We start from the raw sequence: 12,859 nt of genomic DNA, 5'->3' as shown, positions 1-12,859 counted from the left end.
TCATTCCGTTCTCATCGTTAAGGGTCATGTATTCGGGAAGCATGGTCCTTATATTCTATTTTCTTTTTCCTGTCACGTCACGAAAGATTAAAAAGTAACATCAACCTTATTCTTCCTGCATCGATATCATAGATTATCAGTTATGACTGGAGGGTTCGAAATAAAAGAAGAGATATGGATCGAGAAATACAGGCCTTTTAAGCTTGAAGACATTGTGGGTCAAAAGGAAACTACGGAAAGGCTGATATCATATGTAAAGAGCGGTAATCTTCCTCACCTGTTGTTCTCAGGTCCTCCCGGGGTTGGAAAGACCGCAACGGCTGTGTCCATTGCAAGGGAACTGTTCGGAGATGGCTGGCGTGAGAACTTCACGGAACTCAATGCTTCAGATGAGCGCGGTATCGATGTCGTAAGGACGAAGATAAAGAACTTCGCGAAGACCTCTCCGATTGGTGGTGCCGACTTCAAGATCATTTTCCTTGATGAAGCAGATGCTTTAACATCTGATGCACAGTCTGCACTGCGTCGTACGATGGAGCGCTATACCAGTAACTGTCGTTTTATCCTGTCCTGCAATTATTCTTCAAAGATAATCGAACCTATCCAGTCAAGATGTGCTGTTTACCGATTCCGTCACCTTACTGAAGATTCTGTAGCTGAAAGGTGCAGGCATATTGCAGAAAAGGAAGGTCTCTCAATTGCTGAAGATGGTATGGATGCATTGAAGTATGTTGCTCAGGGTGACATGAGAAAAGCAATAAATGCTCTTCAGGCAGCAGCTCTTTTTGATAAGACGATCCACAAGGATGCTATATACAGGATAACTGCAACAGCTCATCCGGAAGAGATCATGGAACTGCTCAAGACTGCACTATCCGGTAATTTTGTACTGGCACGCAAAAAACTTGATGTTTTGATGCTGGAAAAAGGTCTTTCAGGAGAAGATGTCGTCGGGCAGATATATCGCGCTATCTTTGATATGGAAGTATCCGGTCAGCGTATGGTTGATCTTATGGATATGATCGGAGAAGTTGATTTCAGGCTTACTGAAGGTGCCAACGAAAGAATACAGCTTGATGCTTTGCTGGCACATTTTGCTTTGACAAAGGAGTAATAAGGTAATGCCTTTCGAAGAGCAATTGCTGGATGCACTCGCAAGTGTTCCCTCGTGGCTGGCAACGGTAGTTCTCAGTGCATTGCCGATCTCAGAGCTTCGTGGTGCGATCCCTATTGCTATCGGGGTCTATGGAATTGATCCAATAGATGCCTATTTGCTTGCAATTGTGGGAAATATGCTACCTGTGATCCCTCTTTTGCTTTTTTTGGATCCCGTGTCTTCTTTTCTCAGAAAGTTCCGGATAGGTGACTCTTTCTTCAACTGGCTTTTTACAAGGACCCGTCAAAAACATTCTCGGAATATGGAACGTTATGGCACACTCGCACTTACTCTGTTCGTGGCAGTTCCATTGCCAGTTACAGGTGCATGGACTGGCTGTGCAGCTGCTTTTGTGTTTGGCATTAAGTTCAGGCATGCAATGATGGCGATAGCAGCAGGTGTTATGATCTCAGGTATTGTAGTAACATTGGTGACCCTTGCAGGAATGGGTGCTATCGATCTGTTAAATTAAAAAAAGGAATAGGGCATTAATCACGAGGCTTTGTGAGCATGTCATATGCCAGCTTTATATCTTCAGCTTTTACAGTTTTTCTTCCGGCATGGTTTGCATAGATTATGGCTTCCTTTGATATTTTCACACCGTAATCTTCCAGTATGTCTAAAAGGGCAGATGCTGCAGATTCACTGACCCTTTCTGAGTCTGCACTGCGAATTAAACGTTCTACAGAAGCCAATGGTAGTATGGGCATTTTTTATAACCTCGTTTTATATATATTATTTCTAATTGACTAGATTTGTATCCTTAATTTAGTTAAAAATCTATAAATATGTTTCGATTATCTTAAAATGCCATATAAATATGTATTTTGGAATTTAGTCCTTTATTTTCCTTTTAATAATTTAGGTATGCCTTATTTATGTGTGTATGGCTTAGATTATGTAAACATCTCACACGTGAGGGAAGACAGTATGGACAAGAAATTTGCGCCTCATATTGAAGAGCTAACAAAGGCGCTAGGAAATATAAGCAGATCAACTATAGAAGATGAACTGGAGCTGTTGTTAAAGTACCGTGTACCTATAGATGAAGCAAAGAGATCAATTCTTAAGAAATTCCAAAATGATTCTCCTGTACTAAAAAAGGTAAACGATCTTGCCATCGGTGACAAAGGAATAGCGCTTGAGGTTCGTATTCTCAATATCAATGAAAAGAATGTCAATTTACGCGGTAATAGTGTAACTATCTTTTCCGGGGCACTTGCTGATGAGTCCGGATTGTGCTCTTTCACATCGTGGAAGGCCCTCTCACTAAATCCCGGGGATGCTGTAAGGGTCCGGAATGCCAGCGTAAGGGCCTGGCATAACAGGGCAGAAGTTAGTATAGGGGATCGATCGGAAGTAGAACTTCTTGAGGAAACATATCTTCCTGATATCTCAGAACTTTCAGTAACTCCTGTTAAAAAGCTGGGTGAGGTTGGCTATTCGGACATGTTCATAAGTTCAGTGGCAGCAGTCATTGAGCTATATCACAGGGATGTTAATGTAAAAGGAAAGGACCTTACAATTATAGAAGGTGTTATGGCTGATGAGACCAGTAGATTGCCTTTTGTTTCATGGTCTCTTCTTGATGGTGTGGACATCGGTACCATAGTGCGCTTTGAGGATGCATCGGTTAGCATGTATCGGGGTGTTCCTTCCATACACCTGAATGAATCAACCTCGGTTCATATTGTCGGGCCTGAAGAACACCTGTCTTTCACTTTCGCATCAGTGAACCTGCCGCCAAAACCATTGCCTTTAGGCGATGTTTTACAAAATGAGGGTATGTTCGATGTGTCAGTGGAAGGGAACATTGTTTCCGTACGTCCGGGTTCCGGCGTGATCGCCCGCTGTCCTGAATGTAATCGTGTTATTATGAAGAACACGTGCCGCTCACATGGTGTGGTGGAGGGGATCCGGGATATGCGTATCAAGCTAATCCTCGATGATGGAACAGGCTCTCTTCTTGTTATGCTGAATCGGGAACTTTCCGAGATCGTTTATGGTAAGACACTTCAGGAGTCTGAGTCTCTTATGGGTAAGGAAATGTCTGCAAATGTTGTTTATGATGATATGAAAAGTATTCTTACAGGGCATTATCTCGGTGTGCGAGGGAATACTTCTAAGGTCGAGTATGGTGTTACATTCGTAGCAAAATCAGTATGGGTTCCATCTGAAGACCTTGATATGCGGGTATCAGTTCTTCTGGAGCGACTTGAAGGGGTGGAGTGATCTTTATGGTTGAGCGTGAAATTGCACACAGGATATTTGCAAAAGAGTTGAACGATTCAAGCTCTACAATACATTCTACTATCGAAGAAGCGATAAATTCAGAGGGTCATACTCCAAATTACCTTCTTACTCCGGTGGGAACAATGGTAAATCGTGTTTTCATTGTTGGTGTTATCACGGAGGTTGATAATGTAGGCACTGAAACGGACACATGGAAAGCCCGTGTGGTTGATCCTTCAGGTGCCTTTACAGTATATGCCGGTCAGTATCAACCACAAGCAGCTATATTCCTGTCATCCGTTGAAACCCCTGCATTCGTTTCCGTAGTTGGGAAGGTGCGTGTATATAAGCCGGATGCTGGAAGCCCGATAATATCCCTGAGGCCTGAAGAGATCCATCTGGCCGATGAAGCTATGCGCAATTGCTGGGTAATTGATACTGCAGAACTGACTCTTGACAGGATCGATGCTTTTTCAAAAATGTTGTCCTTATGCGAAAATGATCCTGATTCGTGCAATTGCCCGGAAAATATGGTAATTCCCTCGAATTTATCAGAGGGCATCTGTCTGGCCATTGATAATTATGGTACTGGCGCTGATTATCTGAATGAACTGAGGTCCGTAGTTAAAAGGTGTATTATTTCTATTGATCTTGTATCTTCTGCAGATGGCGATAAAGACATAGATGTTGTCGTAATGGAATTGCTGGAAGAGCTTGATGATGGGAAAGGTGTGGGGTATATGGATCTTCTTTCAGTTGCGAATTCCCGCAACATAAATGAAAAGGCAGTGGATTCAGCAGTCAGGTCTTTGCTTGCAAAGGGGCAATGTTATGAACCAAAGATCGGCATCATTAGGCCGATCTCATAAATCATTTTTGATCTGATCATGTAATCAGATAATGTTATTTCTATCTGTTCCGGTTCACTCGAACTCGATACTAAGGTCGCCTACATCCTTTGCAAGTTTTTGGGAGATAAGTCCCAGTTCAAGATTGCATGCATGAAGGACTCCGCATGGTACCAGGCATGTTGCGCAACAGTTTCCTTCTTGTGCTTTAGCGGTGACAATATTCTCTTTGATCCCAAAGAGCTGCATCATTGGCACTTCAAGCTCGGAAATATTCTTGACCTTTGGACATTGGGTTTCGATCTTTATCTTAACGTTCTTTCCGTCCTTGGTTCCGTGTATCTTGTGTGTAAAACCGCAAATTCTTGAATTCACTGTGATGTCTGTCATGTTGATCCTCTATATGGGTAATGAAAGTCAATTAGAAGCAATACTTATCGTTATTCTGATAATCCTGTACTATTTATTATAGTAAACTTTGTATATAAGGGTTTTGTGAATCAGATGCAAAACCGTCACATCCTGATCAATTTGAAGTATATTTAAGGCCTGTTCTTTGTTTCTTTTTTCCACTTGATCGTTACTAATCAATTACTTTGATTTTTTGAAGTATATTCGATATGCTTATATAAGCAAAGTGGAATAGGTAATTCGCTATTGTATCTCTTCAAATTGCCTCTGTGATCATGTTAATTTGAACCTACAAGCAGGTATAGGGATTGTCATGGAAAAAGATGAGATTATCAAAACGGTACGGGAAGGATTAGAATGTATGGTCGGTGTTGGTAAAACACTGGTACTTAATGAGGAGGACCGTAAGACCATAGCTCAACTTGAGGAAAAAGCAGACCAAATGACCTTGATGGGACTTGGCAGGGGTGACAATAAAGGTGTAAAGGCCGTTCTTCAGCGTGATGTCATTATACCTTTCCAGACAACAATGGAGTATAAGTGGCCATGTGGTCCGAATGTTATCCTTATGCATGATGACAAGGTTGTTGGTGAGGACATTGCTGATGAGGACAAAATAAAATCACTTGAACAAAGTAGTGATTCCCTTGTGATCGGTAACATTGTAATATATGATAAATCTGTACTGACATCTCTGAACTGTAAATCCGAGCCTCTTGTTGTGGTATTGCCGCCAAAGCCCTGTGATGAGATCGAGGAACTGCCTCATATTTGTAATGCGACCCTTGCATCACCTTCTCCGCCAACAGATGAGTATCTGAAGGAAAGGATGGGTCTTGAAAGTGAACATGGTACCGGAAGTTTCCTTCTGGGCTTTGACTTTGAGTGTGGTTGCAATTGTAACTGTAATTGTGAGTGATTGAATTTCTCGGATTTTTAAAAGTTTTCTGACTTTTAACTTTTTTATTTTATTTAGTGCAATATTCTTTCTCTCTTGCTATCGAATGTTAACACATGTTAACGCATTCCAAGGGGTTTTGTATGGTTTATACAAAGCCCTTATATATCATTAACTTGTTTTTTTTAATGCATATGTCTATCTATTACTGAAATTAAATATTACAAGTCAGAGGTAATCAAAATGTATGGTATTGCATTGGATCTGGGAACAAGTGGTTTTCGTGCTCAATTGATCGATCTGGAAGCTAAGGAAGTCTTAAAGACTGCTATTACCATGAGGCACCCGCTTCCTGGTGGGAATGTAATGGATCATCTGGACTTTGCTATTCAGGTGGGTGCTGATCTTGCACACGAGATCATACTGGACACTGTTAGCAGGATATTTGAAGAACTGGATGTTGATACTACTCTTATCAAGAGGCTCGCTGTGTGTGGTAATCCTATACAGTTATCCTTATTCCAGAATATAGAGATCAGGGACCTTGCCTATGCTGGTGAGAACAAACAAAAGAAACTTGGTGTTGAGAATGTTTCTCGTGATGCAAGGGTATTTCCTGCAAGCGAATTGTTCGAGGGTATCGTGGACCTTCCCAATTGTACATTGATCGTTCCTCCTGCTATCAAACACGAGATCGGTGCAGATGCGCTGGCTATGATGATCAAGACTGATTTCATGGACATGAAAGTCCCTTCGATGGTAACTGATTATGGTACAAATGCAGAAATGGCCATTAAAGTAGGTGACAAGATCATAACCGGAAGTGCTGCAGCAGGGCCTGCAATAGAAGGTCAGGGTATGAGTTGTGGTATGCTGGCAAGCCCCGGTGCTATCTCTGATGTGAATGTAGAAGGTGACTACTGGAGGGTCACGATCCTCGATGGGCTTATGACCGAACGTAAAGGGCACTTGATAGATCCGGTTACCGGTGTGATCAAGGAGCCTTCAGAAATCGTTGCAAAAGGTGTGACCGGTACAGGTGCTATCGCTGCACTTTCTTTGGCTATTGAGACTGGTATTATTACAAAGATCCCGGAGATCCCAAATGGTAAACTTGTACTTGGGGATAGGATTGAAATTACCGAGAAGGATATTGAAGAGGCAGGAAAAGCAATTGGTGCTATCAGGGCTGCACAGATGACCCTTCTGTTGGCATCCGGTGTTGAGTACAAGGACCTTGAGAATATGTATATGGCTGGTGCTACCGGTGCGTATGTGAATGCAGACAAGGCAAGAAAACTGGGTTCATGTCCTAACTTCGCACACAATATTGTACAATTTGGTAATACCTCAGTTGCTCTTGCAAGGGACCTTGTAATGGATGAGTCCAAACTGGATGAAGTTATTGAGGTCGCAAAGAAGATCAAGGCAGATCACCTGATGATGGCAACAAGCGACACATTCTCTAACATTTATGTGTGTGAGCTTTCCTACTGGACCCAGGGTATGCCTATAGATATGTACAATCAGATGCTCGGTATGTACAAGCTTCCACCCCTTCCAGAGACATTCGAGAATCCGGGTATTGAGAAGAGGGTTGCAAAGGACATTGACGAGGTCGGAAAGGAAGGGTTGAAGATCGTCAGTGATCTTGGGATCATCATTGAAGAGGAAGCTCCGGAGTGTATCCTTTGCCATAAGTGTGAGGAAGAATGCCCTGAAGATGCTATCACCATGATCGAACGTGATGGAGAATTGTTTGCAAATTATAACAGTGAAAGGTGCCTTGGTACCAGCTGCAGGCGGTGTGTTTCGATCTGTCCGGTGTCTGCGATTCATTATAAGACCATTTCTATTAAGGAATGATCGGCATTTTGCCATATGTTATGGCATTGTTTTCTGTCGCCCTGAGTCAGGGCGACGTTTCTTTTTGCTATTTAAGCCTTTTGCAAAATTGTGTTTCATTTTTGCTTATTATATGTCTTTTGAAAGTATGATGTTTCACTCACTCTCTCTTTATAAATAAAACATAACTGTCAATTGGCACATGTGTATATTCGATATATAGGAGCAACTTTTCTTGTGTTATTTTGCTTATATTCATCATATATTCTCCATATGGTTCGACTGACCTTGTTTTTTGATTCGATCGGGTTATTTGTATGTTATATATTTGATGAGCAACTCTTCTTGATTTGTCATTATTGTAAAAAAAAGATCAGGTCCAAAACCCTAAAATATGTCCGCATGAGGACATTTTATATCATATATTTTTCGATAACTTAACCAGCAAATATATATATTCGTGTTGAAAACAGGGTAGTATCAGTTAAATCGAAAGTGTGTCTGACAACGGATGATGGAGCGACTCAATTAGATCCCTTTGGCATTGATCTCCTGTAGATGTTTGCCTGGGTTGAAATATTGTGTTTCCATTGGATGTTGCAATGCACATATGAAATGCTGTATTATGGATCTGCATGTGTTCCTTCGGGATTGGCATTTATGCACTGCATGCATGAAACATTTTGCAGGGTTTCATTTCGAAACATTTAATGTTGGCACGACTGCATTCATCGCTTTTGGATGCGATCTGTCAGTATTATGGTCAGTAACATTCGATCAGGATGTGACCTGGCCTTACTAAAAAAATAAATAAAGGAGTTGTAAAGAAAATGGTAGAAGGTATGTACCCAGCAAGATTCCCTCTTGATGGTATCCAGTTAGAGTTGTTTTCCGATGATGACATGAGAGCTATCCACTACGCTTCAATGGAAGTATTCCTTAACCCTGGTATCCAGGTATCTGACCCAGAAGCAAGGGCAATCTTCAAGGAAGCTGGTTGTGAAGTCGATGAGAAGACCCAGGTAGTAAAGATCCCAGAGTTCCTTGTAAACAGGTCACTTATGGACGCACCATCCAGGTTCCTGCTTTATGGTCGTGACAAGAAGAAGACCGTCGATATGGAGCACAAAGGTAAGGTCCACTACATACCTTTCGGTACCGGTGTCAAGATGTGCAATTACATCTCACCAGGCAAGTACGAGACAGTCGACTCTGTTGATCAGGACATTGCAGATACCGCAAAGGTCTGTGACTACCTCGATGAGTTCAGCTACATGTCTCTTACCGTTTCCGCAAGGGACTGGGCAGGAAAGGGAGCACAGGATGTCCACGAGACCCTCACACCTCTCGCAGGCACTAGCAAACACTTCCACCACATCGACCCTGTCGGTGAGAATGTCGAGTACTACAAGGGAATTGTCGACGCATACTATGGTGGCGACTCTGAGGAAGCTCGCAAGAAGCCAATCATGTCCATGCTTCTCTGCCCAACCAGCCCACTCGAGCTCAGTGTCAACGCATGTCAGGTCATCATCAAAGGTGCACGCTTCGGTATGCCAGTGAATGTACTGAGTATGGCAATGTCCGGTGGATCTTCTCCTGTATTCAGAGCAGGTACACTCGTTACACACAACGCAGAGATCCTCGCAGGTATCGTACTTGCACAGCTCGTCCAGCCAGGTGCATCAGTATTCTACGGTAGCTCAACCACAACCTTCGACCTGAGGAAAGGAACAGCTCCAGTCGGTGCACCAGAACTCGGTCTTATCAGCGCTGCAGTCGGTAAGATGGGTCAGTACTATGGCCTCCCATCCTATGTTGCAGGTACCTAGGCAGATGCCAAGGTCCCAGACACACAGTCAGGCCACGAGAAGACAATGACCACCCTGCTCCCAGCATTCGCCGGATGTAACACCATTTACGGTGGAGGTATGCTCGAGCTCGGTATGACATTCTCCCTTGAGCAGTTTGTAATCGATGCTGACATCATTAAGATGACAAGGTCTGCAATGCGCGGTATCCCAGTATCAGACGAGACACTCGCTGTACCATCCATCCAGAAGGTAGGAATCGGTAACAACTTCCTTGCACACAAGGAAACCAGGAACAACCTCAATCTCGTATCTGCTCCAGAGCTCTTTGACAGGGACATGTTCGGAGACTGGGAAGCAGCAGGTTCCAAGGATATTGCAACCGTCGCACACGAGAAGGTTGTTGACATCATGAAGAACCACGAGGTAAAGGCTATCGACGCTGACCTCTTTGCAGACATGCAGGCTGTAGTGGACAAGGCAGATACTGCCTTCAGAGCCAGCATGTAAATTGGCCCATAATTATCTAAATAAATAAAGGAGTTTTAAAAATGGTATCACAGGATGAAATTAACGCAAAAGCAAAAGCTGCAGTCATGGAATTCGATGACGAGCTTGTTGAAGAGATATGTGAAGAAGCAATCGAAGCAAAAGTCGATATAGTATCCCTTATTGAGGATGGTCTTACCGCAGGTATGAACGAAATAGGAGACCAGTTCGAACAGGGTACCCTTTTCCTTCCACACGTCATTGCAGCATCCGAAGCAATGAGCGCTGGTGTAGCAGTCCTCACACCTGTCCTTGAGGCACAGGGTGGCGCAGCAGCATCTAAGGGAACAATCGTCATCGGTACAATCGAGGGTGACATCCACTCCATCGGTAAGGACATTGTCGCAACAATGCTCAAGATCGCTGGATTCAAGGTAGTTGACCTCGGTAGAGATGTCGCAATCGCTACATACGTCGATGCAGTCAAGGAACACAAGCCACTTGTAATCGGTTCTTCCGCACTCATGACCACAACAATGGTCCTTCAGATGCAGATCGAAGAGCAGCTCAAGGAAGCTGGAATCCGTGACACAGTCAAGACCATGGTCGGTGGCGCACCTGTCACACAGGACTGGGCAGACAAGATCGGCTCAGACATCTACGCAGAGAACGCAACAGACGCAGTCGTTAAATGTAACGCAGCAGCTGAGTAAATCTGCTTTGGAAGAGCAGTGGAGTGTTCGTAAGAACTCTTCACTGTAATTCTTTAAGCTGATTTATCTGTATATATTATAACTTGTATCAATTATTATCATTATAAAAAGAGTTGGAGGAGGAGTCCTTTTGGATATAAGAGAATTGAAGAAGTTAGAAAATAAAAGGAAAATGAACAAGGGTTATATGTGGGCCCTATTCTGTGCAATCTTATGGGGTATATGGTATATTCCAGGTACTATTATCTGGGCAGTACCTCCATTTGATTCAATGTGGGTAGCTATTGATGCAACACACGGTGGTTCAATGGCAACCATTGCTGTAGCTCTTTTGATATCTGCATTCAATGCATTAACTGTTATAGCTGCATTGTTGATATGGAATGGATATCTTGGTAAATTCGGTGAGATGAAGAGGACACTGAAAGAGTTCCACCCATGCAGTAAATGGTTCTTCCTTGCATCTATCTTTGGTGGACCTATTGCTATACTTGGTTCATTCATCGCAATTGGATTCATTGGAGCAGGATTCGCAGCAGTCGCAGCTTTGTTGTACCCTGTGATCGGTTCCGTTCTTGCAAGGCAATGGTATGGTGAACAGATCTCCAAGAGAGCATGGATGGGTATCCTTGTCATCATTGTTGGTGGTCTTACTATCTTCGTTGGTGGAGCAATCACTGAGATCACATCCGGTAGTATCAATTACATTGGATACATTGGTGGTCTGATGGCAGCACTCGGATGGGGTATTGAAGGTGCAATCGCTGGTAAAGGTCTTGACATCGCAGAGCCTGATGTTGGTATCACTATCAGGTTCATCGGAGAGGCTTCTATCTACTGGATCATTCTAATACCAATTTTCGCACTCGTTGGCTATCCAATGTTCGAGTATGCACTCGCTGCATTCAACCCACTTTCAATCATAGTCCTTGGATTCGCAGGTATCACATTCGGTTACTGCTACGTTTCCTGGTATAAGTCATTCCCACTCATCGGTGTTGGAAGAGGTCAGGGTATCGGAAACCTTTACGGTCTTTGTGCTGTAATTTTCATGTACCTGTTCATGGCACAGGTGCCAGCATGGACTGTACTTGTCGGTGGTGCACTTTGTGTCCTCGGTAGCTTTGTAATGATTTCCGAAGAAACAGGTGATGCAGAATCTCTGAGAGGTGAGTAAAATGGCAGGATTACGCCCGATAAAATTTAGGTTGCTTGAGCTTTTCACTGATGAGAAGGAACACTGGAACAACGAGATCGTCACACAGATGCAGAAAGAATACAACATGAACAGCAATTTCGGCAGGGATTCAATCAACTTCGATATCCTCGAGCTCGCTTCAGGTGGTATGCTTAAATCTGTGGAGTCAAAGGTAGATGAGGATGGCGTATACAAGAAAGGCTTCCTCTTGCACAAGTATGTGATCACTGACTTCGGAAAGGTTCGTTCATCAGATGCATGTCTGGAGTATGTATAAGGAGGTTTGATTATGGGAGTAATGAACGATTTAACAGTTGCTTACTATGGCCCTGGTTTTGATATGACCACCGCCCCTATGCCAGCAGCAGAATACACCTGGATGATTGCAGTCATTGTGATCGGTTTGATCGCATTGTGGCAGGCAAGGACATTTGTGTCCCAATTCTAAGGACGCGAAACACAAAATATATATATGTAGTTGGGCTTTTGGGTAAGCACCGGGTAATATCCCCGGGCATATCCGCCAACTACATTTACATTTTCTATAAGATCCCTGTGGGATCGTCATAGAATTGTTTTCAAAGGAGGTTTTAAAACGACAACAGAAGAATTATTCAAAGAACTATCCGATGCGGTAGTAAGTTGCAAGAAAGATGATGTAATCGCTGCAGTAGGCAAGGCAAAGGGCCAGGCACCAGCAGTAGAACTTATCGACAACGGTCTCGCAGCAGGTATGAACGAAGTCGGTGTACTCTTCGAGAGAGGAAAACTCTTCCTTCCACACGTTATGATGGCAGCAGATGCAATGTCCGCTGGTGTAGAGTTACTTCAGGACGAACTTGCATCCGGTGAAGGCGCAGGCAGCAAGCTCGGTGTAATTGTAAACGGTACCGTCGAGGGTGACGTTCACGACATCGGTAAGGCAATCGTATCAACCATGCTCCAGGCAGCAGGCTTTGAAGTCCACGATATTGGCAGGGACGTTCCACTCCAGAACTTCATCGACAAGATCAAGGAAACCAACGCTGACATGGTCGGTCTCTCCGCACTTATGACAACCACCCTCCAGGGCCAGAAAGAAGTCATTGAGCTTCTCAAGGAGAACGGCATGAGAGATGGTATCAAGGTAATGGTCGGCGGCGCTCCAGCAACAGACGCATGGGCAAAGAAGATCGGCGCAGACTGCTATGCAGAAAACGCAAGTGAAGCTGTAGTAAAAGCAAAAGAACTCCTCTTATAAGTTCATCTAATACTAAGG

13 protein-coding genes and 1 pseudogene are annotated in these 12,859 nt (G+C 43.5%); 12 read left to right on the top strand and 2 right to left on the bottom strand.

Features of this window, described 5'->3' with window-relative positions; translation table 11 throughout:
* Positions 1–142 precede the first annotated feature (142 nt).
* The gene (locus LI82_RS10095) at positions 143–1,114 is read left to right on the top strand and encodes a replication factor C small subunit (protein WP_048195469.1); all 972 of its coding nucleotides are present in this window, start codon (positions 143–145) and stop codon (positions 1,112–1,114) included.
* A gap of 7 nt (positions 1,115–1,121) precedes the next feature.
* Positions 1,122–1,628, top strand: coding sequence for a COG2426 family protein (locus LI82_RS10090; protein ID WP_048195468.1), 507 nt, complete (start codon positions 1,122–1,124; stop codon positions 1,626–1,628).
* 16 nt (positions 1,629–1,644) lie between these two features.
* Here LI82_RS10090 and LI82_RS10085 read toward each other — a convergent pair whose 3' ends face one another.
* Positions 1,645–1,866 (bottom strand): histone family protein, encoded by a 222-nt coding sequence (locus tag LI82_RS10085; protein WP_048195467.1) that lies wholly within the window; start codon positions 1,864–1,866, stop codon positions 1,645–1,647.
* A gap of 220 nt (positions 1,867–2,086) precedes the next feature.
* Here LI82_RS10085 and LI82_RS10080 point away from each other — a divergent pair, with 220 nt between their 5' ends.
* A complete protein-coding gene (locus LI82_RS10080) occupies positions 2,087–3,388 on the top strand; it encodes a Single-stranded DNA binding protein (RefSeq protein ID WP_048195466.1) in 1,302 nt (433 codons plus the stop codon).
* 5 nt (positions 3,389–3,393) lie between these two features.
* Positions 3,394–4,257, top strand: a complete 864-nt coding sequence (locus LI82_RS10075; protein WP_048195464.1) for an RPA family protein — start codon at positions 3,394–3,396, stop codon at positions 4,255–4,257.
* Between the two features lie 54 nt (positions 4,258–4,311).
* On the opposite strand, the gene LI82_RS10070 is transcribed toward LI82_RS10075, so the two are convergent.
* Positions 4,312–4,626 carry a DUF6951 family protein gene (locus LI82_RS10070; protein ID WP_048195462.1) on the bottom strand — a complete coding sequence of 105 codons (315 nt, stop codon included), beginning with the start codon at positions 4,624–4,626 and terminating at the stop codon, positions 4,312–4,314.
* 334 nt (positions 4,627–4,960) lie between these two features.
* Between LI82_RS10070 and LI82_RS10065 the strand changes: the two genes are divergently transcribed.
* The 8 genes and pseudogenes from LI82_RS10065 to mtbC all read left to right on the top strand — a co-directional run bounded on the left by LI82_RS10065 (position 4,961) and on the right by mtbC (position 12,841).
* The gene (locus LI82_RS10065; protein ID WP_048195460.1) at positions 4,961–5,566 is read left to right on the top strand and encodes a hypothetical protein; all 606 of its coding nucleotides are present in this window, start codon (positions 4,961–4,963) and stop codon (positions 5,564–5,566) included.
* A 222-nt stretch (positions 5,567–5,788) separates the two neighbouring features.
* The gene (locus LI82_RS10060; protein WP_048195458.1) at positions 5,789–7,411 is read left to right on the top strand and encodes a methylamine methyltransferase corrinoid protein reductive activase; all 1,623 of its coding nucleotides are present in this window, start codon (positions 5,789–5,791) and stop codon (positions 7,409–7,411) included.
* Positions 7,412–8,220: 809 nt separating this feature from the next.
* Positions 8,221–9,711: pseudogene (mttB, locus tag LI82_RS10055) on the top strand ([trimethylamine--corrinoid protein] Co-methyltransferase).
* Positions 9,712–9,752: 41 nt separating this feature from the next.
* The gene (locus LI82_RS10045) at positions 9,753–10,403 is read left to right on the top strand and encodes a corrinoid protein (protein WP_048195452.1); all 651 of its coding nucleotides are present in this window, start codon (positions 9,753–9,755) and stop codon (positions 10,401–10,403) included.
* 130 nt (positions 10,404–10,533) lie between these two features.
* Positions 10,534–11,580 (top strand): DMT family transporter, encoded by a 1,047-nt coding sequence (locus LI82_RS10040; protein ID WP_048195450.1) that lies wholly within the window; start codon positions 10,534–10,536, stop codon positions 11,578–11,580.
* Position 11,581: 1 nt separating this feature from the next.
* A complete protein-coding gene (locus tag LI82_RS10035; RefSeq protein WP_048195448.1) occupies positions 11,582–11,878 on the top strand; it encodes a hypothetical protein in 297 nt (98 codons plus the stop codon).
* A gap of 12 nt (positions 11,879–11,890) precedes the next feature.
* A complete protein-coding gene (locus LI82_RS13160; RefSeq protein WP_160174980.1) occupies positions 11,891–12,049 on the top strand; it encodes a hypothetical protein in 159 nt (52 codons plus the stop codon).
* 123 nt (positions 12,050–12,172) lie between these two features.
* Positions 12,173–12,841: a dimethylamine corrinoid protein MtbC gene (gene mtbC, locus LI82_RS10030; RefSeq protein ID WP_048195446.1), complete on the top strand. Its 669-nt coding sequence runs from the start codon at positions 12,173–12,175 to the stop codon at positions 12,839–12,841.
* Positions 12,842–12,859: the final 18 nt, after the last annotated feature.

The organism is Methanococcoides methylutens (assembly GCF_000765475.1).
Lineage (GTDB): Archaea > Halobacteriota > Methanosarcinia > Methanosarcinales > Methanosarcinaceae > Methanococcoides > Methanococcoides methylutens.
The sequence above is the reverse complement of the archived record's forward strand: the minus strand, read 5'-3'. Positions and strand labels throughout refer to the sequence as shown.